The organism is Phenylobacterium sp., assembly GCF_037968635.1.
Classification (GTDB): domain Bacteria; phylum Pseudomonadota; class Alphaproteobacteria; order Caulobacterales; family Caulobacteraceae; genus Phenylobacterium.
The window spans coordinates 22,190-43,857 of the sequence record NZ_JBBKVV010000086.1 but is presented as its reverse complement, the minus strand read 5'-3'; the positions used below and the strand labels follow the sequence as shown (position 1 = coordinate 43,857).

The following is a 21,668-nucleotide window of genomic DNA, read 5'->3' as shown; positions in this document are numbered from 1 at the left end:
ATGGCCCGCATCACCTCGGGGCTCTCGCCCTTCACCGACGCCGCCGAGATCGCTGAAGACCACGACCTGACCGGCCGGACGGTGGTGATCACCGGCGCGGCCACCGGCATCGGCATCGAGACCGCCAAGGCCCTGGCCGCCGCCGGCGCCGAGGTGACCATCGCCGTCCGCAACCGGGAGGCCGGCGAGAAGGCCGCAGCGGGGATCAACGCTGATATCGGCGCCGAGCGAGCCAAGGTCGGCGCCCTGGACCTCTCCGACCTGGCCTCGGTGGCCGGCTTCGTCCGCACCTGGGGCGACGCGCCCCTCAACGTGCTGATCAACAATGCCGGGGTCATGGCCTGCCCCCAGAGCTACACCGCCAATGATCTGGAGATGCAGGTCGGCACCAACCATTTCGGCCACTTCCTGCTGGGGGTCGGCCTGGCGCGGGCCCTGATGAACGGGTCGGAGGAGGGGCGTTCCGCGCGACTGGTCTCGCTCAGCTCCAGCGGCCACCGGCGCGGCGGCATCAACTGGGACGACGTCCACTACCGCACCCGTGCCTATGACAAGTGGGAGTCCTACGGCCAGTCCAAGACCGCCAACGCGCTCTTCGCCGTGGGCTACCACAAGCGCTTCGCCGACCTTGGGATCACCGCCAACTCGGTCATGCCGGGCGGCATCATGACCCCGCTGCAGCGCCACATGGCCCGCGAGGAGATGATCGCGCTCGGCTGGATGAACGCCGAGGGCGTGGTCCGCGAGGGCTTCAAGACCCCGGCCCAGGGCGCGTCCACCAGCGTCTGGGCCGCCATCGGTCCGGAACTGGAGGGCGTCGGCGGTCTGTATCTCGAGAACCTGGCCGAGGCCGTCCCCTTCGACCCGGCCGATCCCTATCAGGGCGTCATGCCCCACGCCCTGGATCCCGAGAGCGCCGAGCGCCTCTGGGCCCTTTCCGAGGACACCACCGGAGTGAAGCTATGAGCCTGCAAGGCAAGACCCTCTTCGTCACCGGCGCCAGCCGCGGCATCGGCCTGGCCATCGCCCTGCGCGCCGCCCGCGACGGCGCCAATATCGCCATCGCCGCCAAGACCGCCGAGCCGCACAAGCACCTGCCGGGCACCATCTATTCCGCCGCCAAGGAGATCGAGGCGGCTGGCGGCAAGGCGCTGCCGCTGATCGTCGACGTGCGGGACGAGGCCAGCGTCTACGAGGCGGTGGAGAAGACCGTGGCTGCCTTTGGCGGGATCGACATCTGCGTCAATAACGCCTCAGCCATCCAGCTCACCGGCACCCTGCAGACCGACATGAAGCGCTACGACCTGATGAACCAGGTCAATGCGCGGGGCACCTACCTGACCTCCAAGGCCTGCATCCCGCACCTGAAGAACGCCGCCAACCCCCACGTCCTGGCCCTGTCGCCGCCGCTGGACATGAGCCCCCGCTGGTTCGAGGGCCACGTCGCCTACACCATGGCCAAGTTCGGCATGAGCATGTGCGTCCTGGGCATGGCGTCTGAGTTCAAGGCCGATGGCATCGCCTTCAACGCGCTCTGGCCCCGCACTGGGATCGCCACGGCGGCCATCCAGTTCGCCCTGGCTGGCGACGAGGGCATGAAGCAGTGCCGCACGGTCGACATCATGGCGGACGCCGCCCACGCGATCTTCCAGAAGCCGGCCCGCGAATTCACCGGCAACTTCCTGATCGACGACAGCTTCCTCTACGCGGAGGGCGAGCGCGACTTCGACAAGTACCGAGTCGATCCCACCACCCGGCTGATGCCCGACTTCTTCGTGCCGGCCGACTCCGTCCCGCCGCCCGGCGTGGTCATCGGCTAGGCTTGCGCTTCGGCTTGACCTTGGCCCGGGCGGCGGCCTCCAGGCCCTTGCCCGCCCAGGCCGCCAGCAGGTCGGGGTCCTCCAGGGCGTCCAGGGGCGCCGACCAGTAGCTCATCGCCTTGTCGCCGCCGAAGGGCTTGAAGGGTTCGCACCCGGCCGCCTCGAACGCGGCGCGGTTGGCGTCGTCCACCTTGAGGTAGAGAGTGTCTTCGGCGATCAGGGCGAAGAACAGCGCGTGGCGCGACAGGCCGACCCCGCCGAACATGCGGCGGTGGGTGATCCCGCCGAGCGGCTGGAGCTGCTCCAGGATGTAGTCGACAAATTCCGGTGAGACCGCCATGCGCTCCTCGCCAAGCCAGAGGACACCCTAGCCGTGACCGTCACCGTCCGTCCCGCCGTTCCCGCAGACGCGGCCCTGATCCTCGACTTCATCCGCGCGCTGGCCGACCACGAGAAGCTGCTGCACGAAGTGGAGGCCACGCAGGCCGATCTCGCCGGCCACCTGTTCGGCGAGACCCCGCGCCTGTTCTGCGACATCGCCGAGAGCGACGGCGCCCCGGTGGGCTTCGCCATCTGGTTCTACAACTACTCCACCTTCCGGGGCCGCCACGGGATCTATCTGGAGGACCTGTTCGTGGTTCCGGAGGCCCGCGGGATCGGGGCCGGCAAGGCCCTGCTGCGCGCGCTCGCCCAGCGGTGCGAGGCGGAAGGGTTGGCGCGGCTGGAATGGGCGGTGCTCAACTGGAACGCTCCGGCCATCGCCTTCTATGACGGGCTGGGCGCTGGGGCGCAGACGGAATGGACCGTGCGCCGGCTGACCGACGAGGCGCTCGCGAACCTCGCGCGGGGCTAGACCTTGATGTCGATGATCGCCGGGCCGCCCGGCTTGCCGTCGGCGTCGGCCTTGGCGTGGTCCTGCAGCATCTGAAGCATCGCCTCCTTGATCCGCCGGGCAAGTTCTTCCGCGATGGACGACTCTGCCGAGGCCCGCTGCTTGGGGTCGAGCTTGGCCAAGTCGCCCTCGCTTGTGCCGCGGGATTCCAGGATCTCGGCGCGCAGCTTCTCCTTCAGCTTCTCGGCCTTCACCTCCTGCGCCCACTGGTAGATTCCCTTGTCGCGTATGGCGTCGAGGGTCGCCTTGGTCTTCGTTTTCGACTCCGCGGCCTTGACGGCGGCGGCATCCACCGCGCTCGCGGACTTGCTGATGGCGTCGGCCGCGCTGGGCAGGAGCGCGCCGAGAACCGAGGCGCCGATAGCGGAAATGGACATGCGAAGCTCCGGTCTTGCGGTTAAGGTTACGCAAGTTCCGGGCCAGCAAGAGCCGGTTCTGGGAGGAGCCGATGAGCGCGCCGCCGAAGACGATTCTGACCGCCTCGGCCGAGGAGGAAACTGCTATTCGCCAGGCGGTGCGGACTTTCGCCGTCGAGCGGGTGGCCGGGCCCCAGCACGTCGCGGGCCTGTTGGACCTGCTCTCTGATCCGCGCGTCTCCGACCCGATCTACGACCTGCCGCGCCCCTTCACGCCCGAGAACGTCGCCCGCTGGGTGGCCGACAGCGAGGCGCTGCGGCAGCGCGGCGAGTGCATTTTGCTGGTCACGCCCGATGATGCGGGCGGTGTCGGCGGCTACTCCCGGATCACCGTCTGGCCTGACCGGTCCTCGGCCGAGTTGGCGGGTGCGGCGCGGGCGGATCGTCAGAACACCGGGCGCGGGCGCCAGGGGGTCGCCGCCTCGGTCGGTGCGATCTTCGAGGTGCTGGGGGTTCGGCTGATCGGTCTGACCGCCGCCCTGGACAATGTCCGCTCGACCGCGGCCATCGACGGGGCGGGATTTATCCGAATGGGTGAGCGAGAGAGCGTCCGCCCCGATGGCTCGATACGCCGCTCCCACTATTGGGAGCTGACCCGCGACCAATGGCGGGCCCTGCAGCGCCCATGAAAAAGACCCCGGCCTTGTGACCGGGGTCCTGATCGTTTCTCGAAACGCCGCCTCTTACGAAGCGGGCGCCGCGGCCGGGGCCGCGCCTTGGCTCGCCAGCGGCGGGCGCGAGGTCGGGAAGAACTTGGGGGCCATCGCGGGAATGGCTTCCTTGATGATGCTGTCGACCGTCCAACCCGATTCCTTGGTCACGGTCTCGATCGGCCGCGGCTGCGAATAGAGCGTGATGGTTTCGCCCGACGAACCGAAGATCTGGCCCGAGACGCTGGCGGCGGCCGGGGTGATCATGGCCACCGAGAAGCGAGCCGGTTGGTCGGCGCGGATCATCTCGGCCATCACGGCGCGACGCGCGGCGGCGGCTTCATCCTTTACCGGAACCGACTGGGTCATGCGGGTCCAGGCGACCGGGGCCACGCAGTTGGAGCGCACGTTGTTACGGGCGCCTTCCATGGCGATGATGCGCGACAGGCCGGCGATGCCCATCTTGGCCGCGCCGTAATTGGCCTGGCCGATGTTGCCCAGCAGGCCGGAGGTCGAGGTGAAGAACATGTAGGCGCCGTCGTTCTGCTCGCGGAACAGCTCGATGGTGGCGCGGGCCACGTTGAAGGAGCCGCGCATGTGGACGGCGATGACGGAGTCCCATTCGGCCTCGGTCATCTTGTGGAACATCACGTCCCGCAGGATCCCGGCCGGATTGATGACGGCGTGCAGACCGCCGAATTCCTTCTTGGCCTGCTCGACCATGCCGTAGACGGCGTCGAGGTCGGTGACGCTGTCGGAATTGGAAACCGCTTCACCGCCGGCGGCGCGGATTTCCGCGGCGACGGTTTCAGCCGGACCAGCCGAGCCTTCGTCTTCGCCCTTCAGGCCACCGCCCAAATCGTTGACGACGACCTTCGCGCCTTCCTGCGCGGCGATCAGAGCGCAATCGCGGCCGATACCGTTGCCGCCGCCCGTAACAAGAACAACTTTGCCTGAAAGAGCACCCATGAACCAATCTCCCTGAAATATAATTCGCAGACTGTTATTCGAGCCTGTCGGCCTTGCGCAAGGCTGGAAACAGTTTCGCCCAGACGCCGGTCACGATCAACGCACCGACGCCGCCGAAAATCGCCGCGCCGACGGGCCCGAAGAATCGGGCCACGACACCGCTCTCGAATTCCCCCAGTTCGTTGGATGCGCCGATGAACAGGGAGGACACTGCGGCCACGCGCCCGCGCATGTGATCGGGGGTCACGATCTGCACCAAGGTCTGGCGCACATAGACGCTCAGCATGTCCGCGCCGCCCAGGACCGCCAGGGCCAGGACCGACAGCGGCAGGGATTTCGAGAGGCCGAAGACGATGGTCGCGGCCCCGAACACCGCCACGCCGGCGAACATGGTCAGCCCCGCGTGCTGGCGGATCGGCCGGGCGGCCAGGATCACCGCCACCAGGGTGGCGCCGATGGCCGGTCCCGCCCGCAGCAGGCCGAAGCCCTCGGGTCCGACGTGCAGCACATCGCGTGCAAAGACCGGAAGGAGCGCCGTAGCGCCCCCAAGCAGGACGGCGAACATGTCCAAGGAGATGGCCCCGAAGACGATCTTGTTCGTCCAGGTATAGACCATCCCCTCCTTGATCAGGGCCCAGCGGGATCCCGCCTGGACGATGGGCTTGGTCACGCCCCGGATCATGAACACACACAGGAACGACAGGGCGTAGAGCACCGTCGTCACCGAATAGGAGAGGCCGGTGGAGTGGGCCAGCAGCAGGCCGCCGATGGCCGGGCCTACGATGGAGCCGCCCTGCCAGGCCAGCGAGTTCAGCGCGATGGCCCGGGGCAGCAAGCTGCGCGGCACCAGCATGGGCCCCAGCGCGGTGGCCGAAGGGCCCATGAAGGCGCGGCTAGCGCCGAACAGGGCCGAGAGCACCAGCAGCAGTGGGATGGTGGCGAAGTCGTAGATCGAGGCGAAGGCCAGGGTCACCGCCGTGGCGATCTCGCCCGTGTAGCAGAGCAACAGCACCTTGCGCCGGTCATGGCGGTCAGCGGTCTCGCCGGCGATCGGCGACAGCAGCAGGACGGGGATGAAGGCGGCCAGGCCGATCATGCCGACATAGAAGGCCGACTGCTTCACATCCATGGTCTCGCGGGCGACGGCGTACATCTGCCAGCCCAGCGCGACACTCTGAATCTGCACACCCAGCGTCGCCCCGACACGACCGATCCAGAATAGCACGTAGTCGCGCCGCTTCATCAGCTCGCGAAGGGTGGTGGGTTCAGCGGGGCCGTCGGCGGAAGTCTCAGTCATGGGCGGCGGACATTGCGGCGCCAAGGTCACGCTCGCAACGCGCGATTGACGCCAAGCCCACATGGCCCTAATCGCGGCCCTCGTGAACGAGAAGCCGGGCCACGTTATGCGACAACAGCGACGAACCGGGCGCGCCAGCCGCGCCGCCTAGAACCGCCCGCTGCCGGCGCACCTGTGTGCGTGGCGGCGAGACCGTCGCACCCCGCACAAGATCCAACGCCCATGACCGTTCCCGCCGCCAAGGCGCCGACCTTTGAACGCGAGCAGCCGCTCGATGGCCCCGCCGTCGAAGCCCTGCTGGACCACGCCTTCGGGCCTGGACGCTTCACCAAGGTGTCTGAGCGCGTCCGCGAGGTCGCCGAGTTCCGTCCCGACCTTTCCTTCTGCGCCTGGGACGGGCAGCGCCTGGTGGGCAGCGTTCGCATGACCCGCATCCGCATCGGAACCGATGCGGCCATCTTCCTGGGTCCGCTGGCGGTCGAGGCCGACGTACGCAAGTTCGGAACCGGCGGGGCGCTGGTGCTCGCCGCCTGCGACGCCGCCCAGGAGGCCGGCTTCGCCTCGGTGCTGCTGGTGGGGGACGAGCCCTACTTCGGCCGCTTCGGATTTTCCGCCGCCCTTGCGAAGCGCGTGCGGCTTCCGGGGCCGGTGGATCAGCGCCGGGTGCTGGTTCGGGGGCTGCGGGAGGGCGGCGCCGACGATCTTTCGGGCCTGGTCGTCGCGCCCTGACCTAGGGTCGCGCTTGAGGCGCGCTTCCGCGCGTCCTACCTTGATCCCATGACCGACACGTCCAGCAAGACCGGCCTCGATGGCGTGATCGCCGCCGCCAAACAGGCGCCGGGCCGCGGCCTGCCGCCTGTGCACCTCTGGAACCCCACGCACTGCGGCGACATCGACATCGTCATCAAGAAGGACGGCCTCTGGTTCCACGAAGGCACGCCCATCGGCCGCGAGGCCCTGGTGCGCCTGTTCTCCACGGTCCTGCGCAAGGATCCCGACGGCTTCCACCTGGTGACCCCGGTGGAGAAGATGAAGATCACAGTGGAGGACGCCCCCTTCATCGCGGTGCGTGTGGACCAGGTGGGAGACGCCTTGAAATTCCTCACCAATGTCGGCGACGAGGTCGAGGCCGGCCCTGAGAACGAAATCCGGGTGGCGATGGACGCGGCGACGGGCGAGCCGCGCCCCTACCTGCACGTTCGTCGTGGCCTTGAGGCCCTGATCGCCCGTCCGGTCTTCTATGAACTCGTCGAACTCGCCCAGGAGCGTGAGACGTCGGAGGGCCCGCGATTAGGGGTCGCCTCCAACGGCGCCTGGTTCCCGGTCGGACCGGCCGGAGCTCACCGACTGTGAACCCGGCGCAGGCGTCGGCCGCCACCCGCGACTGGATCATGGCGCACCTCGATCCCCTGGAGGAACGCGCGCCCGCGTCCGGCGTGACGCGCTCGGACTTCGACCTTTCGGGTCGATACGGCGACCCGCCCGTCGAACTCACCCCGGCCTCGGTCCTGGTGGGGCTGGTGGAGCGAGAGGGGGCCTATTCGGTGATTCTCACCCGCCGGGCCGACACCCTGCGCCGACATACCGGTCAAATCGCCCTGCCGGGCGGGCGGCGCGATCCGGGCGAGACCCCCTGGGGCACGGCCCTGCGCGAGGCGCACGAGGAGGTGGGCCTGCACCCGGAGTACGTGACGCTGGCGGGCCTTTCGTCGCCTTATGTCACGGGCACCGGCTTCCTGATCACCCCGGTGGTGGGGTTCGTCCGGGAAGGCTTTTCCCTGACGCCCAATCCGGCCGAGGTGGCCGACATCTTCGAGACCCCTTTCGGCTTCCTGATGGACCCGGCCAATCACGAGGAACATGAGCGTGAGGCGCCCGGCGGGGAAAAGCGTAGGTTCTACGCCATGACCCACGCTGAACGCTTCATCTGGGGAGCCACCGCCGGCGTCCTGCGCGCGCTGTACGAGCGGCTCTATGGTGCGGCCGTTGCTTGAGGTCCTCGCCTCACGCGCGGTGCTCGTGGCCCTGCCGTTCGGACTCTGGTTCCTGTGGCGAGAGGTCGCCCGTCGCACGGGCCGCGAGATGGGCTCCACACCCTGGGCGTGGCTGTTCGCCGCCGGCGCGGTGCTGTTGGGCGTTTCGCTGATGGCCACGGCGGCGTTCCGCGACGACAATCGCGGCGAGGTCTATGTCCCCGCCGAACCTGCAAAGGACGGGCGGATCACGCCCGGCCATTTCGAGAAAAGAGCCCCCAAGTCTCCATGACCGACAGCATCGGCCAAAAGCCCTGGATGAAGACTCCGCAGGTCATCGCGGTGATGGACGCCCTGGAGGCGCGCGGCTTCACGGGCTGTGCGCGCTTCGTCGGCGGCTGCGTGCGCAACGCCCTGCTGAACCGCCCCATCGACGACATCGACATCGCCACCACCCTGACGCCTGACCAGGTCACCGAGGCCCTGCAGGAGGCTGGCATCAAGGCTGTGCCGACGGGCGTTGAGCACGGCACCATCACCGCCGTGGCCGATGGCCAGCCCTTCGAGATCACAACCTTGCGCCGGGATGTCTCCACCGATGGGCGCCGGGCGGTGGTGGCCTTCACCCAGGATTGGGCGCAGGACGCCCAGCGCCGGGACTTCACCCTCAACGCCGTCTACGCCGACCGCGACGGGACGCTTTTCGATCCGACCGGTCGTGGGATCGAGGACGGCAAGGCGGGCCGCGTGGTCTTTGTCGGCGACGCCATGACCCGCATCCGCGAGGACTATCTGCGCATCCTGCGCTTTTTCAGGTTCCAGGCCTGGTATGGCAGGGGCGAGGCAGATGACAAGGCGCTGGCGGCTTGCAAGGCGTTGAAGGAGACCCTCTCCGGACGTCCGGCCGAGCGCACCGCCAAGGAGCTCACCAAGCTGCTGGCCGCCGAGGAGCCGCGCCCGGCCCTGGCCTTGATGGCCCGAACCGGCGTCCTGACTGCTGTCCTGCCCTGCGCCACCGACCTTGCGGCCCTCAACCAACTCATCGAGATCGAGACCGAGCAGCTGTTCGAGAACGATCCGATCCTGCGCCTGTCGGCCCTGATCCCCGAGGACCAGATCGGCGCGGCGCAGGTCGCCGAGCGCCTCCGGCTTTCCAACGACGTTCGCGATCGGCTGGTGGCGGCCATGGGCAAGACCCCTCGCATCACCAGCTGGATGAGCCCGCGCGAGGTTCGTCGCGGCGTCTACGCCATCGGGCTTGGGGCCTTCAACGACCGGGTGAAGCTGGCCTGGGCGAAGTCGGGCCGGACCTCGGCCACCCACCAGTGGCGAGGCCTGTTGGCGCTCGCCGAAAGCTGGTCGCCGCCGGCCTTCCCCCTGACCGGCGAGGACGTGATCCAGTCAGGGGTGCCCAAGGGCCCGATGGTGGGCCAAGTGCTTCGCGAGGTGGAGGACTGGTGGATCGACCACGACTTCATCGACGACAAGTTTTCGGCCATCGAGAAGCTCAAGGCCGTGGCGCAAGGCATGTCCTATTGAGGTTGGGGATTCTCGAGACGGGCGCCCCGCCCTCCGAGGTCGACCAGTTCGGCGACTATCCGGCCATGTTCCGGGCGCTGTTCGGCGGGGACGCCTACGACTACGCCACCTTCGACGTCCAGGCTGGCAGGCTGCCGTCTACGACCGACGCCTGCGCGGCTTACGTCATCACCGGGTCGCCGGCCGGCGTCTATGATCCACTGCCCTGGATCGAACCGCTGAAGGACTTCCTGCGGGCCGCCAAGGGCGTACCGATGGTGGGCATCTGTTTCGGCCACCAGATCATGGCCGAGGCCTTCGGGGGCAAGGTCATCCAGTCGCCCAAGGGCTGGGGGGTGGGTCTGCACCGCTATGAGGTCCAGGCCGCCCAGGCCTGGATGGACGCTCCGCGCCTGACCGCCGCCGCCTCGCACCAGGACCAGGTGGTGGAGGCGCCGCCGGGCGCGATCGTGCTGGCCGCCAGCGGGTTCACGCCCTTCGGTATGCTGGCCTATGGCGACCAGCCGGCCATCTCCCTGCAACTGCACCCGGAGTTCGAGCCGGCCTATGCCCGCGCCCTGATCGAGGCCCGGCGTGGGACGCGCCTCACGGACGCCCAGGCCGACCGCGCGGTCCTGTCCTTCGAGCAGCCGGACGACCGCGCCCGGGTCGGACGCTGGATCCAGAGGTTCCTGGCTGAGGCAACGCTTGGCGGTTCCTGACGTTCTGTTCTTCGGCGCCACGTTCCGCGCCGGCCAGGAACGTTCCTCATGCGCCACGCCCGCGCCCTGCTTCTGTCCCTCGGCGCCGCCGGCCTCGTCGGCGTCGCGACCCTGACCGCCCAGGCCCAGACCGCGCCCAGCCAGACCGCCGCCTCGGTCCTGGCGGAGATGGAGCAGCGGACATCGCTGAAGCCGGCGGCCGCCTTCAACAGCATCGCCGACAAGAACGCCCGCTCGGCCGCCCTTTTCCAGGAGGCTGGAAAGGTCATCACCCACCCGCGATGCGCCAACTGTCACCCCGTGGAGCGTCCGACCCAGGCTGATGACCGTCACCCCCACATGCCGGTGGTGTCGCGCGGCGAGGACGGTCACGGCGAAGGCCTGCAGTGCGCCTCCTGCCACACCGCCAAGAACGTCTGGGTCGGTGGGACCCACATCGTCACCATCCCCGGCAATCCGAAGTGGGCGCTGGCGCCGGCCTCCATGGCCTGGCAGGGCAAGTCGCTGGGTGAAATCTGCGCCCAGATCAAGGATCCGGCCCGCAACGGCGGCAAGACCCTGGCCCAGATCCAGGAGCATATGGCCAGTGACGAACTGGTGGCCTGGGGCTGGAATCCGGGTCTTGGCCGTACCGCGGCTCCAGGCACGCAGGCCCAGCTCGGCGAGCTGATCCAGGCCTGGATCGACACGGGCGCCAAATGCCCCGCGCCAGGCGGCGTGAAGGTGCCCAGCCATGACCTCAAGGCCGAGACGGCGACGATGAAGCCCGCCGTCTAGGCCAGCTCACGCACCATCCAGATCGTCCCCGGCGTCTGTTGCTCAGGGAAACGGGTGAACCCGTAGGTGTCGTAGAACCGCTGCGCGCGGGTGTTGGCTTCGCTGACCCCCAGGTGAAGGCCTGGCGCGCCGACCGCCTTCAGCGCCGTCGACAGGGTGTCCATCATCCGCTGGCCCATCCCCTGGCCCTGCAGGTGGGGCAGCAGGTTGATGTGCAGGTGGGCGGGGTAGGTGGCCACGACAGGCTCCGGCGCGAGGTTGGGTTTGTGGAACAGGCGCTCCAGGTGCTGGTCCGGCGTTCGCTCGGCCCACGGGACGCCCTGCGGATCGGCATGGGCGGCCCGCAGCACCGGCCACCAGCGGACCTCCAGCAGGGCCGCGAAGGCGCGGGTGTCGGCGGTTCCGACGATGTAGCCGGCGACCCGACCGCCATCCTCCGCCACGAAGGCGAGTTCCGGCGCGAGGCGGCCGTAGGGGGCGGCATATATCGCGCCCAGCAGGTGTTTGTCGCGATAGAGGGCGGTTGCGTCCTGGCCGCTGTCGCCGGTCTTCAGGCAGACGTCGTAAAGGCCTTCCAGGTCTTCGGGTCTGTAGGGGCGAATGCTCGCCATCGACGGGCTCCCGATCAGGCCCAGGCCGCGACCGGCGGCATGGACGACAGGATCGTGTCGATGTTCCCGCCCGCCTTCAGGCCGAACATGGTGCCGCGGTCGTAGAGCAGGTTGAACTCCACATAGCGGCCCCGGCGGACCAGCTGCTCCATCCGGTCCTGATCGGTCCAGGGTTCGCTCATCCGGTGGCGCACGATCTTGGGATAGACCTCAAGGAACGCTTCGCCCACCGCGCGGGTGAAGGCGAAGTCCTTCTCGAAATCACCGGAATTGTGCCGGTCATAGAAGATGCCGCCAATCCCGCGCGTCTCCTTGCGATGGGGCAGGTAGAAGTACTCGTCGCACCAGGCCTTGTACTTGGCGTGCCAGTCGGGGTCGTAGGGGTCGCAGGCGGCCTTCATGGCGGCGTGGAACAGCACCGCGTCGTCGGCCTCCTCGCTCCGCTGCTCATCCACCATCGGCGTCAGGTCGGCGCCGCCGCCGAACCAGCTCTCCGCCGTCGACAGGAAGCGGGTGTTCATGTGGACCGTCGGGATGCGCGGAGAGCGCGGATGCACGATCAGGCTGATGCTGGCCGAGACATAGGAGGGGTCCTTGTCGGCGCCCGGCATCTGGGCGGCCATCTCCGGCGAGAAGCGGCTGGTCGCCGCCGAGGTGTGGACCCCGGCCTTCTCGAACAGCCGGCCCTTGAAGTGGCCGCCGATACCCCCGCCGACACCGGTTTCCCGGATCCAGGGCCGCATGTCGAATCGGCAGGGCGCCTCCGGATAGAGCTCGGGCGGCGCCTCGGCCTCCAGTTGCTCCAGCGCCGCGACGATGCGGATTTGTAACTCTTCGAACCACGCCTTGGCGCGGGTGCGGCGGTCTTCGATCTCGGGCGGGAGGCTGCTCATGCGGGTGGATTAGGAAATTGGCCGGTCTGGCGCAACGCTTCCGAAAGACCGATGGCCGCCGAAACTGTGACATTCAGCGACCGCATTCCACGTACCAGCGGAATATAAACCCGGGCGTCGGCGCTCTCGTGAACGTCGTCGGGAACACCGGCGCTTTCGCGCCCGAACAGCAGGACGTCATCGGGCCGGAAGGTGAAGTCGTGCAGCGGTGTCGCGCCCTTGGTTGTGAACAGAACGATCCTTCCGGGCCTGTTTTGCGCGAAATCGGCCCATCCGGGGTGCCGCGTCACTTCGCCCGGCTCCCCGTAATCCAGGGCCGCGCGCCGTATCGCACGGTCGGAAAGTGGGAAGCCACATGGCTCTATGACGTGAATTCCGACCCCCAGACAGGCGCCGAGACGGAGGGCCGCCCCAAGGTTTTGCGGAATGTCCGGTTGAAAAAGCGCCAGCAGCATTCTAAGCGATCCAGCCTACGGGATTGGCCGGGGCTAGGCGCGAATCACGGGAGGGGGCGACCGCAGTGCGCGATCGCTGTTCCTTCCGCTCATTCGACCTGCTCCAGCATTTGATTCCGAATGGCCCTTACCAGAACGTCTGGCAGGGTCGAAGACGGGTCTCGGCGCAAAGTCGCGGCCGCAAACGAAGGGTAGCTTTAAGGTGGCCGACACCGTCGTGGGCGCAAATCCCGATCCTCATGCCTCGGGCGAAGACCCGAACCGGCGTGATTTCATTCACATCGCCGCGGCCGTCATGGCCGTGGGCGCGGTTGGGGCGTTGGCCTGGCCGTTCATCGATCAGATGAACCCGGCCGGCGACACCCTCGCCCTCGCCTCGGTGGAATTCGACCTGACCAAGGTCGAAGCCGGCCAGCAGGTCACCATCAAGTGGCGCGGCAAACCGCTGTTCATCCGCAACCGGACGGGCAAGGAGATCGCCGAGGCGATCAAGGACGACACCGCCGATCTGCGCGATCCGCAGACCGACGAGCAGCGTCACAAGCCCGGCAAGGCCCAATGGCTGATCCTGGTTGGCACCTGCACCCACCTGGGCTGCGTGCCGACCTTCGGCGGCGGTGACTACGGCGGCTGGTTCTGCCCCTGCCACGGTTCGCACTACGACACCTCCGGCCGGATCCGTAAGGGTCCCGCGCCGACCAACCTGGCCGTGCCGGACTACACCTTCCTGTCGGACACCAAGGTCAAGGTGGGCTGAGGATCATGAGCGGACATTCAAACTACGAGCCGAAAACCGGCTTCGAGCGTTGGCTCGACACCCGACTGCCGATCGTGCGCCTGGCGTACGACAGCGTGATCGACTTCCCGACCCCGAAGAACCTGAACTACTGGTGGACCTTCGGCGGCATCCTGGCGGTCTGCCTGGGCATCCAGATCGTGACCGGCGTCGTGCTGGCCATGCACTACGTCCCGCACGTCGACTACGCCTTCAACTCCGTCGAGCGCATCATGCGCGACGTGAACTACGGCTGGCTGGTGCGCTACATGCACTCCAACGGGGCCTCGATGTTCTTCATCGCGGTCTATATCCACATGTTCCGCGGCCTCTACTATGGGTCCTACAAGGCGCCCCGCGAGGTGCTGTGGATCCTGGGCTGCGTGATCTACCTGCTGATGATGGCCACGGCCTTCATGGGCTACGTCCTGCCCTGGGGTCAGATGAGCTTCCACGGCGCGGTGGTGATCACCAACCTGTTCGGCGCCCTGCCGGTGGTGGGCGAGTCCATCACCACCTGGCTGTGGGGCGGCTTTGCGGTGGATAACCCCACCCTGAACCGCTTCTTCTCGCTGCACTTCCTGCTGCCGTTCATGATCGCCGGCGTGGTGATCCTGCACATCTGGGCGCTGCACGTGCCCGGCAACGGCAACCCCACCGGGGTGAACGTGAAGTCCAAGGAGGACACCGTTCCCTTCCACCCGTACTACACGGTGAAGGACGGCTTCGCGATTTCGATCTTCCTGCTGATGTTCGCGGTCTTCGTGTTCTTCCAGCCCAACGCCTTGGGCGACGCGGTGAACTATGTTCCCGCCAATCCCCTGGTGACCCCGGCCCACATCGTTCCGGAATGGTACTTCCTGCCGTTCTACGCGATCCTGCGGGCGGTTCCGGACAAGCTCGCCGGCGTGCTGCTGATGTTCGGCGCCATCGCCATGCTGTTCGTCCTGCCCTGGCTCGACACCTCCAAGGTGCGGTCCATGCGCTACCGGCCTACCGCAAAGCTCTACTTCGGTATCTTCGTGCTGGCCTGCCTGGTGCTGGGCTATTGCGGCGGCCGTCTTCCCGACGACCACGTGATCGGCAACCTGTCGACCTTCCAGCTTCTGGACGCCGACCTGAACTCGATGGTGTGGCTCTCCCGCGTCGCGACGGCCTACTACTTCGCCTACTTCGTGGTCGTGCTTCCGATCCTGGGCCTCACCGAGACCCCGCTGCCCCAGCCGGAATCGATCTCCGCGCCGGTGCTCCCCGCCAACGCGCCCGCGGGCGCCGCGGCTTCGCCTGAAAAGAGGGGCTGAGCCTCAGATGCTGCGCAAAGGTTTCATTCTCGCGGCGCTTGGGCTCGCTTTCGTTGCCGGTCCGTCGTTCGCGGCGACCCATCCGGAAGAACCCAAGGGTGTCCACTGGAGCTTCGAAGGCCCGTTCGGAAAGTTCGACCAGGCCCAGGTTCAACGGGGTTACAAGGTCTATCGGGAGGTCTGCGCCGCCTGCCACTCGATGAGCCTGCTGAGCTTCCGCAATCTTGGTGAGAAGAGCGGTCCGTTCTTCGACGACAAGTACAAGAACCCGAACGACAACGCCTACGTGAAGGCGATCTCCAAGGACTATCAGATCAACGACATCGACTCGGAAACCGGGGACGTCATCCAACGTCCCGGCACCCCGGCCGATCGCTTCCCCAGCCCGTTCCCCAACGAGGCCGCCGCGCGCGCCTCCAACGGCGGCGCCCTGCCGCCGGACCTCTCGGTCATCATCAAGGCCAGGGCCCAGGGACCGCAATACGTCTACTCGATCCTGACCGGCTACGTCGCCCCGCCGGCCGGCCTCGAAGTGCCGCCGAACCAGCACTACAACCCCTATATGCCCGGCGACGTCAGCGCCTTCTACAAGGGCAAGGGCCACGTGCCGGCCGGGGGCTTCATCGCGATGGCTCCGCCTCTGGAAGCTGAGAAGGTGACCTTCGATGACGGGACGAAGTCGACGATCGACCAGCAGGCCAAGGACGTGGTCGCGTTCCTGGCCTGGGCCTCGGAGCCCAAGCAAACCGAGCGTAAGCAGTTCGGCGTGGCCGCCATGATCTACCTGCTGATCTTTGCGGGCCTGCTCTGGGTCAGCTACCGCCGCATCTGGAAGAACGTCGCCCACTAGGCGCCTCGTCTTTCCGAGCATGATCGAAGGCCCCGGCGAAAGCCGGGGCCTTTTTTCGTTCCTGTTCCAGGCGGATGAAGAATTGCTAAGTTGCCTGGGGACGCCGACCCGCCGATAGGCGAGGGGAACCGATCGGGGTTTTGGGGGCGGCATGGCCACAAAGAACAGGCGGATTCACCCCATCGGATATCTGGCGCTGTACGCGGTCCTCTGGGTCGCGGCCTTCGCATATCTGTTCTACCGGCAGGCCGACTGGAGCTTTCCCCTGGTCTCCCTGGGACTGTTCGGGGTCGCGCTCTCGGGGGTGGCCTGGGCCCTGACGCGCAGGTCAAATCCGCCCCCGGTCAGGGTGCGCCGTCCGACCGTTGAACTCACCGCCGTGCTGATCTTCATGGTGGTTTACGCCCTTGGTTTCCTCGGCTGGGGCATGGGTGCGCTGAAGACCGCCATGCCCGACGGTCAGCTCCGCGAGTTGGTGATTCTCGGCGCCAAGCTGGCGGTCCATGTCTTCATCCCCGCCCTGATCCTGCTGGCGCTGGGGGGGCGGGTCGCGCCGCTGTTCTCCACCGGTCTGGCTCGCAAGGGCTTTTGGCCCACCCTGATCGTCATGAGCGCCATCTTCCTGGCCCTGCTCAGCGTCGTCAGTCCCAGCCTCCAGCAGATCGGCGACCTGCAGCCGGGTCTGAAGGTCCTCGTCTGGGCCGCGCCGGCCGCCTTCATCTGGATCGCCCTGGAAGCGGGGCTGGCCGAGGAGTTCCTGTTTCGCGCCGTGCTGCAGACCCGCCTGGCCGCTGTCCTGAGCAGCGAGACCGGGGCTGTCGTCCTGGGCGCCCTGGTCTTCGCCCTCGCCCACGTGCCCGGCCTCTACCTGCGCGGCGCGCCGGGCGAGCAGGGCCACTCCACGGATCTCTTTGAGGTCATCGCCTACACCATAGGGGCCCTGTCGCCGGTGGCCCTGATGCTGGGGGTGGTCTGGGCGCGGACCCGCAGCCTGCTGCTGGTGGTCCTGCTGCATGCGGCCATCGACGTGCTGCCGATCCTCCCCGACTTCCTCAAAACCTGGGCGGGGCTGAGTCCTGTTTCCTAGGGGCGGCCCAACAGCAGCCGGCCGCGCGGGAAGTCGAACCGCACCGACCATCGCAACAGCACCTGTGGACCGATCGCGCCTATCACGCCGTCGACATGGGGCTGCAAGCCGGCGCCCAGACCCTCGAACACTCCGCCCGCGAAAGAAAGGGCCCTCAGTCGGGCGCGGCGGGGACCATAGGGCGCCAGGTCATCCGCCTTGGCCCCAGGGACGCTCGCCAGAGCCTCATCGAGCCGCACGGGACTGTCCAGCCCCGTCGCCACCACAAAGCCGCCAACGGCCGTCCTGGGGCCGTCCGCGGCGGCGGCGTTGACAACCGGCGCCCCGCCGATCAGGCGCATCTTCAGACGCGTCTCCGCGCGGAATTTCGGAACCCTGCCGGCGCGCCATATCTCCACCCGGCAGGGGGCCAAGCTGACATCCACCACATAGGCCGATAGGATGTCGGCGCCGATCACCCCGGCGATGGGAGTGGGGAAGGCATAGGTTCGCGCATCGAGGTCCACGACGACCACCGGCCGCTCGGTCAGGCGCAGGCCATCGATCCGCACTTCGCCCCGAAGCGCCGGCGGCAGGCCCTCCATCTGCGCCCGCGTCTCATGCAGCTGGGTGGTGGGGCTGCCGGTGTCGAGAATGTAGTCCCCGGCCACCCCGGCGACTCTGGCCGGCACCACCACGACTCCGTGCTCGAGCCAGCAGGCCGCCGCCTGTGCGGACGCCGGGGCGAACCAGAGGGCGACGAGGGCCAGGACGAGCTTCACTCAGGCGATTCCCGTAGGAGGGGGACGCTGGACCATAGCCAAGCCCGCCGGCCTACGCGATAAATAGGCATGCTCACCTCGATACCTTGCCTGCCGCCCACGGATGGGCGCTGACATGGCTTTCACCAAGGCCTGGCGCGACTTCAGGCGCATGCAGGATGTGGCCACCGCGGCCTCGAGCCTGATCTATGCGGGTTCGGTGATCCACGCCTTCAGCGTCTTGCCGGGCGGCGCGGCGGTTATCGCCCGCCATGCCCTGGCCTGGCCGGCCACCGCCCTGCTGGCGGGCTTCGCCCTGCCGCTGCTGATCCTGCCGGCGCGGCGGGCGTTGGCCCGCTATGTCTGGATGAGCTTCATATCGGGGTTCGGACAGACGCCCGTCTCGGTGCTCACCGGGGTCGGACTGCTCATCGCCGCGGCCGGTTTCATCTATTGGCAGGTGGCCTCGGTGGCCAACGGCGGCCACTATCCCGCCGCCGTGTTCGCGGGCTACGCCGCCGGGATCGGCATCCTGGGCGCCCAGTCGGTCCTGGCCCGCTGGCTGGAACGTGACCCGGAAGCGCGCAAGCATATCGAGGAATAGCTTCCTACATTTCGCCGCGGCCGCCGCCGTTGTTCATGAACACCTGCAGGGTCCGCAGGCGCGCCAGGCGGGCGGCGTCGGGGTTGTAGTCGGCGCGGCGGTCGGAAACAAAGCCGTGACCGGCGTCATAGAGGTGGACCGGGACGTCGGCGTGGGCCGTCCGAATCTCCTCGACCTTCTCCATCGGAATCGAGGCGTCGTTGCGGCCGAAGTGCAGGATCGTCGGAACCCTGGGTGTCTCCTCCACCAGCTCGCTGATCCGGCGGCCATAGAAGGCCGAGGCCGCCGAGACCCCGGTGCAGCGGCAGGCCGCCAGCCAGGTCGCCGCCCCGCCCCAGCAGAAGCCGGTGACGAAGACGGCCGGCGCCAGCGCGTCGATGGCGGCCTGCAGGTCGCCCGCCACCTGATCCCACGGGGTTTGCGTGGAATACTCCACCCCCCTGGCGATGGCGGGAGCGCTGTAGTCGGCCTCGAAGCCGGGCTCCAGGCGGTCGTAGAAGCTGGGTGCGATGACCTCGTATCCGTCCTCCGCGAAACCGTCCGCCAACTCGCGAATATGGTCGGTGACCCCGAAGATCTCCTGGACCAGCACGATCCCCCCCCGCCGCGCATCGGCGACCGGGGCGTGATAGGCGGCCAGTTCGAAGCCGTCGAACTTGCTGGTCAGGCGGATCGTCTCGCCCATGGCCCTCAAGCGCCCGCGAACAGGTCGAGGGTGCGCTGGCGGGCCAGGTCGGCGCTGGGCTGGTTCAGTCGTTCCGGGTCCTCGTTGTTGAAGCCGTGGCCGGCGTCCTCGTAGATGTAGACCGCCACGCCGGGATTGCTGGCCTGGACGGCGGCCTTGACCTCATCGGCGGGGATGCCCGCGTCCTTCCGGCCCAGATGGACGATGGTGGGGCACTTGGGCGTCTTGTCGGCGTTGGCCTGGACCAGGCTGCCGTAATAGCTGGACGCGCCGGAGAAGCCTTCGAGCTGACAGGCCGACAGCCAGGTCAGCGACCCGCCGTAGCAATAGCCCACCACGAACACCTTGCCCGCACCCGCCAGGTCGTCCCGCACGGCGGCGATGTCGGCGAGCGCCTGGTCCAGCGGGGTGGCGCGGGCATGGGTGACGCCCGCCGTCAGGCCGGCCGGATCGTGGCCCGCCGTGAAGCCCGGCTCGCGGCGGTCGTAGAGCGATGGCGCGATGGCCTCGTAGCCGAGAGACGCCCAGCGGTCGACGTCGCGCTGGATGTGCTCGTCGATCCCGAAGATTTCCTGGATGACGACGACGCCGCCTTTGCGCGCAGCCGTCGGCGCGGCGCGATAGACCGCGAACTCGAAGCCGTCGGCCCCGCTCTTCAGCTTGGAAAACTCACCCATGACGTCTCTCCCGATTTCGCCATCTGAGATAGGCCGGTGGCCAGGGATGTCCAGCGCGGTTGGCGCGCCGCGCGGGCGGCGCTAAGAAATCCGGCAACCGCCGTCATCGAGGTCGATCCCTTGAGCCCGCCATCTCTGCAGTCTTTCGGGCCGGACATCTGGCTGTCGGCAGGCCCGGAGGCCCAGGTTATCGGTTTCCGCTATCCTACCCGAATGGTGCTGATCCGGCTGGGCGTGGGCCACCTCCTTGCGATCTCGCCGGTGGCGCTCACCCCAAATCTCAAGGCCGAGATCGAGGCCCTGGGCGAGGTGCGCCACATCGTGGGGCCGAACTCGCTGCATGATCTGTTCCTGGGTGAGTGGCGACAGGCCTATCCGCAGGCGACACTCCACGCCGCGCCGGGCCTCAGGCAGGTCCGGCCGGACCTCGCTTTCGACGCCGACCTCAGCGACACGCCCGCGCCGGCATGGGGATCAGATCTGGATCAGGTCATCGTGCGGGGAAACAGGATCACGGCGGAGGTGGTCTTCTTCCACCGACCCAGCAGCACGGCGATCTTCACCGACCTGATCCAGCAGTTCCCGCCCGGGTGGTTCAAGGGCTGGCGCGCCATCGTGGCCCGTCTGGACCTGATGACGGAAGCCGAGCCTCAAGTCCCTCGCAAGTTCCGGGTCGCCTTCTCAGATCGCGCCGCCGCGCGGGTCTCTGTCCGTCGCATCCTCGAATGGCCGACGGAGAGGGTCGTGATGGCCCATGGCGCGCCTGTGGCCCATGACGGGCGGGCCTTCCTCGCCCGGGCGTTCGGCTGGCTTAAGCCTTAGACGTTGAACCGGAAGTTCAGGACGTCGCCGTCGCGGACCACGTATTCCTTGCCTTCCTGGCGGAACTTCCCCGCCTCGCGGGCCCCGGCTTCACCTTTCAGGCCCACATAGTCCTCATAGGCGATGGTCTCAGCGCGGATGAAGCCCTTCTCGAAATCGGTATGGATCACGCCGGCCGCCTGGGGGGCGGTGTCGCCCTTGTGGATCGTCCAGGCCCGCGCCTCCTTGGGGCCGACCGTGAAATAGGTCTGCAGGCCCAGCAGGTGGTAGGCCTCACGGATCAGCTTGTTCAGGCCGGGCTCGGTGAGACCCAGGGTCTCCAGGAACTCGGCGCGCTCGCCGGCGTCCAGCATGGCGATCTCGCTCTCGATCTGGGCGGAGATCGCGACGTGGTCGGCGCCGTCGCGCGTGGCGCGCTCGGCCACCAGCCGCGACATCCCGTTGCCGTCGGCGGCTGAGCCTTCATCGACATTGGAGACATAGAGGGCCGGCTTGGAGGTCAGCAGCTGCAGCATGCGCCAGGCCTTGTCGTCCTCGGCGGAAACCTGCGCCTTGCGGGCCGGACGGCCGGCGTTCAGTTCCGTCAGGGCCAGTTGCACCAGGCGCAGGGTCTGGGCGCTTTCCTTGTCTCCGGCCTTGGCCCGCTTCTCGAGGTTGCTGACCCGCTTCTCCAGGCTTTCCAGGTCGGCCAGCATCAGCTCGGTCTCGATGGTCTCCAGGTCGGAGAGCGGATCGACCTTGCCCTCAACGTGGGTGATGTCGTCGTCGATGAAGCAGCGGGCGACAAAGGCCACGGCGTCGCAGTCGCGGATGTTGGCCAGGAACTGGTTGCCCAGGCCTTCGCCCTTCGACGCCCCGCGCACCAGGCCGGCGATGTCCACGAAGTTGATGCGCGCCGGGATGATCTCCTTGGAGGGGATGATGGCGGCCAGGGCGTCCAGGCGCGGCTCGGGCACCGCCACGTCGCCGGTGTTGGGCTCGATGGTGCAGAAGGGATAGTTGGCCGCCTGGGCCGACGCGGTCTGGGTCAGCGCGTTGAACAGGGTCGATTTGCCGACGTTGGGCAGGCCGACGATCGCGACTTTCAGGGCCATGAACTTCCAATTCCTATGCGAGGGCGCGGACTAGCACGTC

At 67.8% G+C, this 21,668-nt stretch carries 28 protein-coding genes; 17 read left to right on the top strand and 11 right to left on the bottom strand.

The window, feature by feature from the left end:
• Window positions 1–966 carry an oxidoreductase gene (locus AAC997_RS10465; RefSeq protein ID WP_340645638.1) on the top strand — a complete coding sequence of 322 codons (966 nt, stop codon included), beginning with the start codon at window positions 1–3 and terminating at the stop codon, window positions 964–966.
• Window positions 963–1,820 (top strand): NAD(P)-dependent oxidoreductase, encoded by an 858-nt coding sequence (locus AAC997_RS10460; RefSeq protein WP_340645637.1) that lies wholly within the window; start codon window positions 963–965, stop codon window positions 1,818–1,820. Before AAC997_RS10465 ends, AAC997_RS10460 begins: the two co-directional genes overlap by 4 nt.
• Here AAC997_RS10460 and AAC997_RS10455 read toward each other — a convergent pair.
• On the bottom strand, window positions 1,810–2,160 hold the full coding sequence (locus AAC997_RS10455; protein WP_340645636.1) for a TfoX/Sxy family protein: 351 nt from the start codon (window positions 2,158–2,160) through the stop codon (window positions 1,810–1,812). The genes AAC997_RS10460 and AAC997_RS10455 overlap by 11 nt on opposite strands.
• Window positions 2,161–2,193: 33 nt before the next feature.
• Here AAC997_RS10455 and AAC997_RS10450 point away from each other — a divergent pair, with 33 nt between their 5' ends.
• Window positions 2,194–2,673 (top strand): GNAT family N-acetyltransferase, encoded by a 480-nt coding sequence (locus AAC997_RS10450; RefSeq protein WP_340645635.1) that lies wholly within the window; start codon window positions 2,194–2,196, stop codon window positions 2,671–2,673.
• Here AAC997_RS10450 and AAC997_RS10445 read toward each other — a convergent pair.
• Window positions 2,670–3,089 carry a hypothetical protein gene (locus AAC997_RS10445; protein WP_340645634.1) on the bottom strand — a complete coding sequence of 140 codons (420 nt, stop codon included), beginning with the start codon at window positions 3,087–3,089 and terminating at the stop codon, window positions 2,670–2,672. The two genes, AAC997_RS10450 and AAC997_RS10445, sit on opposite strands and share 4 nt — an antisense overlap.
• A gap of 71 nt (window positions 3,090–3,160) precedes the next feature.
• Here AAC997_RS10445 and AAC997_RS10440 point away from each other — a divergent pair, with 71 nt between their 5' ends.
• Window positions 3,161–3,757 (top strand): GNAT family protein, encoded by a 597-nt coding sequence (locus AAC997_RS10440; protein WP_340645633.1) that lies wholly within the window; start codon window positions 3,161–3,163, stop codon window positions 3,755–3,757.
• Window positions 3,758–3,811: 54 nt separating this feature from the next.
• Here the strand turns inward: AAC997_RS10440 and AAC997_RS10435 are convergent, their stop codons facing one another.
• Both AAC997_RS10435 and AAC997_RS10430 read right to left on the bottom strand, forming a co-directional pair.
• Window positions 3,812–4,747, bottom strand: coding sequence for an SDR family NAD(P)-dependent oxidoreductase (locus tag AAC997_RS10435; RefSeq protein WP_340645632.1), 936 nt, complete (start codon window positions 4,745–4,747; stop codon window positions 3,812–3,814).
• 34 nt (window positions 4,748–4,781) lie between these two features.
• Entirely contained in the window at window positions 4,782–6,044 is a 1,263-nt protein-coding gene (locus AAC997_RS10430; RefSeq protein WP_340645631.1) for an MFS transporter, read from the bottom strand.
• A 222-nt stretch (window positions 6,045–6,266) separates the two neighbouring features.
• Between AAC997_RS10430 and AAC997_RS10425 the strand changes: the two genes are divergently transcribed.
• From AAC997_RS10425 to AAC997_RS10395, 7 genes are read left to right on the top strand one after another with little or no spacing between them, the layout of a single operon-like run.
• Window positions 6,267–6,773: an N-acetyltransferase gene (locus tag AAC997_RS10425; protein ID WP_340645630.1), complete on the top strand. Its 507-nt coding sequence runs from the start codon at window positions 6,267–6,269 to the stop codon at window positions 6,771–6,773.
• Between the two features lie 48 nt (window positions 6,774–6,821).
• On the top strand, window positions 6,822–7,397 hold the full coding sequence (locus AAC997_RS10420; protein ID WP_340645629.1) for a DUF1285 domain-containing protein: 576 nt from the start codon (window positions 6,822–6,824) through the stop codon (window positions 7,395–7,397).
• Window positions 7,398–7,435: 38 nt separating this feature from the next.
• The gene (locus AAC997_RS10415) at window positions 7,436–8,038 is read left to right on the top strand and encodes a CoA pyrophosphatase (RefSeq protein ID WP_340645656.1); all 603 of its coding nucleotides are present in this window, start codon (window positions 7,436–7,438) and stop codon (window positions 8,036–8,038) included.
• Complete coding sequence (locus tag AAC997_RS10410) at window positions 8,031–8,309, top strand: hypothetical protein (RefSeq protein WP_340645628.1); 279 nt, start codon at window positions 8,031–8,033, stop codon at window positions 8,307–8,309. The genes AAC997_RS10415 and AAC997_RS10410 overlap by 8 nt, the downstream gene beginning before the upstream one ends.
• Window positions 8,306–9,556: a CCA tRNA nucleotidyltransferase gene (locus tag AAC997_RS10405; protein WP_340645627.1), complete on the top strand. Its 1,251-nt coding sequence runs from the start codon at window positions 8,306–8,308 to the stop codon at window positions 9,554–9,556. Before AAC997_RS10410 ends, AAC997_RS10405 begins: the two co-directional genes overlap by 4 nt.
• Complete coding sequence (locus AAC997_RS10400; RefSeq protein WP_340645626.1) at window positions 9,553–10,257, top strand: type 1 glutamine amidotransferase; 705 nt, start codon at window positions 9,553–9,555, stop codon at window positions 10,255–10,257. Before AAC997_RS10405 ends, AAC997_RS10400 begins: the two co-directional genes overlap by 4 nt.
• Window positions 10,258–10,305: 48 nt before the next feature.
• Window positions 10,306–11,034 (top strand): Isoquinoline 1-oxidoreductase subunit, encoded by a 729-nt coding sequence (locus tag AAC997_RS10395; RefSeq protein ID WP_340645625.1) that lies wholly within the window; start codon window positions 10,306–10,308, stop codon window positions 11,032–11,034.
• On the opposite strand, the gene AAC997_RS10390 is transcribed toward AAC997_RS10395, so the two are convergent.
• Genes AAC997_RS10390 through AAC997_RS10380 form a run of 3 tightly spaced genes read right to left on the bottom strand, consistent with a single transcriptional unit; the run spans window position 11,031 to window position 12,993 of the window.
• The gene (locus AAC997_RS10390; RefSeq protein ID WP_340645624.1) at window positions 11,031–11,645 is read right to left on the bottom strand and encodes a GNAT family N-acetyltransferase; all 615 of its coding nucleotides are present in this window, start codon (window positions 11,643–11,645) and stop codon (window positions 11,031–11,033) included. The two genes, AAC997_RS10395 and AAC997_RS10390, sit on opposite strands and share 4 nt — an antisense overlap.
• 14 nt (window positions 11,646–11,659) lie before the next feature.
• Entirely contained in the window at window positions 11,660–12,538 is an 879-nt protein-coding gene (gene hemF, locus AAC997_RS10385; protein WP_340645623.1) for an oxygen-dependent coproporphyrinogen oxidase, read from the bottom strand.
• A complete protein-coding gene (locus AAC997_RS10380; protein ID WP_340645622.1) occupies window positions 12,535–12,993 on the bottom strand; it encodes a tRNA (cytidine(34)-2'-O)-methyltransferase in 459 nt (152 codons plus the stop codon). Before AAC997_RS10380 ends, hemF begins: the two co-directional genes overlap by 4 nt.
• Before the next feature lie 202 nt (window positions 12,994–13,195).
• Between AAC997_RS10380 and petA the strand changes: the two genes are divergently transcribed.
• From petA to AAC997_RS10360, 4 genes are all read left to right on the top strand, one after another.
• The gene (gene petA / locus AAC997_RS10375; RefSeq protein ID WP_304824576.1) at window positions 13,196–13,750 is read left to right on the top strand and encodes a ubiquinol-cytochrome c reductase iron-sulfur subunit; all 555 of its coding nucleotides are present in this window, start codon (window positions 13,196–13,198) and stop codon (window positions 13,748–13,750) included.
• Window positions 13,751–13,755: 5 nt separating this feature from the next.
• Entirely contained in the window at window positions 13,756–15,069 is a 1,314-nt protein-coding gene (locus AAC997_RS10370) for a cytochrome b/b6 (RefSeq protein WP_340645621.1), read from the top strand.
• Between the two features lie 7 nt (window positions 15,070–15,076).
• The gene (locus AAC997_RS10365; protein WP_340645620.1) at window positions 15,077–15,919 is read left to right on the top strand and encodes a cytochrome c1; all 843 of its coding nucleotides are present in this window, start codon (window positions 15,077–15,079) and stop codon (window positions 15,917–15,919) included.
• A gap of 151 nt (window positions 15,920–16,070) precedes the next feature.
• On the top strand, window positions 16,071–17,006 hold the full coding sequence (locus tag AAC997_RS10360; protein ID WP_340645619.1) for a CPBP family intramembrane glutamic endopeptidase: 936 nt from the start codon (window positions 16,071–16,073) through the stop codon (window positions 17,004–17,006).
• On the opposite strand, the gene AAC997_RS10355 is transcribed toward AAC997_RS10360, so the two are convergent.
• Window positions 17,003–17,767, bottom strand: a complete 765-nt coding sequence (locus AAC997_RS10355; protein WP_340645618.1) for a hypothetical protein — start codon at window positions 17,765–17,767, stop codon at window positions 17,003–17,005. The two genes, AAC997_RS10360 and AAC997_RS10355, sit on opposite strands and share 4 nt — an antisense overlap.
• 115 nt (window positions 17,768–17,882) lie before the next feature.
• Between AAC997_RS10355 and AAC997_RS10350 the strand changes: the two genes are divergently transcribed.
• Entirely contained in the window at window positions 17,883–18,350 is a 468-nt protein-coding gene (locus AAC997_RS10350; protein ID WP_340645617.1) for a hypothetical protein, read from the top strand.
• Between the two features lie 4 nt (window positions 18,351–18,354).
• Here AAC997_RS10350 and AAC997_RS10345 read toward each other — a convergent pair whose 3' ends face one another.
• The gene (locus tag AAC997_RS10345) at window positions 18,355–19,035 is read right to left on the bottom strand and encodes a dienelactone hydrolase family protein (protein ID WP_340645616.1); all 681 of its coding nucleotides are present in this window, start codon (window positions 19,033–19,035) and stop codon (window positions 18,355–18,357) included.
• Window positions 19,036–19,040: 5 nt separating this feature from the next.
• Complete coding sequence (locus AAC997_RS10340; protein WP_340645615.1) at window positions 19,041–19,712, bottom strand: dienelactone hydrolase family protein; 672 nt, start codon at window positions 19,710–19,712, stop codon at window positions 19,041–19,043.
• A 36-nt stretch (window positions 19,713–19,748) separates the two neighbouring features.
• Between AAC997_RS10340 and AAC997_RS10335 the strand changes: the two genes are divergently transcribed.
• The gene (locus tag AAC997_RS10335; RefSeq protein ID WP_340645614.1) at window positions 19,749–20,534 is read left to right on the top strand and encodes a DUF4336 domain-containing protein; all 786 of its coding nucleotides are present in this window, start codon (window positions 19,749–19,751) and stop codon (window positions 20,532–20,534) included.
• Here AAC997_RS10335 and ychF read toward each other — a convergent pair.
• On the bottom strand, window positions 20,531–21,628 hold the full coding sequence (gene ychF, locus AAC997_RS10330) for a redox-regulated ATPase YchF (RefSeq protein ID WP_340645613.1): 1,098 nt from the start codon (window positions 21,626–21,628) through the stop codon (window positions 20,531–20,533). The two genes, AAC997_RS10335 and ychF, sit on opposite strands and share 4 nt — an antisense overlap.
• Window positions 21,629–21,668: the final 40 nt, after the last annotated feature.

Coding starts and splice junctions, on each gene's coding strand:
- AAC997_RS10430 (WP_340645631.1), bottom strand. CDS start 6,044: ATGACTGAGACTTCCGCCGACGGCCCCGCTGAACCCACCACCCTTCGC.
- AAC997_RS10460 (WP_340645637.1), top strand. CDS start 963: ATGAGCCTGCAAGGCAAGACCCTCTTCGTCACCGGCGCCAGCCGCGGC.
- AAC997_RS10415 (WP_340645656.1), top strand. CDS start 7,436: ATGGCGCACCTCGATCCCCTGGAGGAACGCGCGCCCGCGTCCGGCGTG.
- AAC997_RS10440 (WP_340645633.1), top strand. CDS start 3,161: ATGAGCGCGCCGCCGAAGACGATTCTGACCGCCTCGGCCGAGGAGGAA.
- AAC997_RS10360 (WP_340645619.1), top strand. CDS start 16,071: ATGGCCACAAAGAACAGGCGGATTCACCCCATCGGATATCTGGCGCTG.
- ychF (WP_340645613.1), bottom strand. CDS start 21,628: ATGGCCCTGAAAGTCGCGATCGTCGGCCTGCCCAACGTCGGCAAATCG.
- AAC997_RS10365 (WP_340645620.1), top strand. CDS start 15,077: ATGCTGCGCAAAGGTTTCATTCTCGCGGCGCTTGGGCTCGCTTTCGTT.
- AAC997_RS10370 (WP_340645621.1), top strand. CDS start 13,756: ATGAGCGGACATTCAAACTACGAGCCGAAAACCGGCTTCGAGCGTTGG.
- AAC997_RS10455 (WP_340645636.1), bottom strand. CDS start 2,160: ATGGCGGTCTCACCGGAATTTGTCGACTACATCCTGGAGCAGCTCCAG.
- AAC997_RS10425 (WP_340645630.1), top strand. CDS start 6,267: ATGACCGTTCCCGCCGCCAAGGCGCCGACCTTTGAACGCGAGCAGCCG.
- AAC997_RS10405 (WP_340645627.1), top strand. CDS start 8,306: ATGACCGACAGCATCGGCCAAAAGCCCTGGATGAAGACTCCGCAGGTC.
- hemF (WP_340645623.1), bottom strand. CDS start 12,538: ATGAGCAGCCTCCCGCCCGAGATCGAAGACCGCCGCACCCGCGCCAAG.
- AAC997_RS10435 (WP_340645632.1), bottom strand. CDS start 4,747: ATGGGTGCTCTTTCAGGCAAAGTTGTTCTTGTTACGGGCGGCGGCAAC.
- AAC997_RS10390 (WP_340645624.1), bottom strand. CDS start 11,645: ATGGCGAGCATTCGCCCCTACAGACCCGAAGACCTGGAAGGCCTTTAC.
- AAC997_RS10350 (WP_340645617.1), top strand. CDS start 17,883: ATGGCTTTCACCAAGGCCTGGCGCGACTTCAGGCGCATGCAGGATGTG.
- AAC997_RS10420 (WP_340645629.1), top strand. CDS start 6,822: ATGACCGACACGTCCAGCAAGACCGGCCTCGATGGCGTGATCGCCGCC.
- AAC997_RS10380 (WP_340645622.1), bottom strand. CDS start 12,993: ATGCTGCTGGCGCTTTTTCAACCGGACATTCCGCAAAACCTTGGGGCG.
- AAC997_RS10395 (WP_340645625.1), top strand. CDS start 10,306: ATGCGCCACGCCCGCGCCCTGCTTCTGTCCCTCGGCGCCGCCGGCCTC.
- AAC997_RS10345 (WP_340645616.1), bottom strand. CDS start 19,035: ATGGGCGAGACGATCCGCCTGACCAGCAAGTTCGACGGCTTCGAACTG.
- AAC997_RS10465 (WP_340645638.1), top strand. CDS start 1: ATGGCCCGCATCACCTCGGGGCTCTCGCCCTTCACCGACGCCGCCGAG.
- AAC997_RS10445 (WP_340645634.1), bottom strand. CDS start 3,089: ATGTCCATTTCCGCTATCGGCGCCTCGGTTCTCGGCGCGCTCCTGCCC.
- AAC997_RS10340 (WP_340645615.1), bottom strand. CDS start 19,712: ATGGGTGAGTTTTCCAAGCTGAAGAGCGGGGCCGACGGCTTCGAGTTC.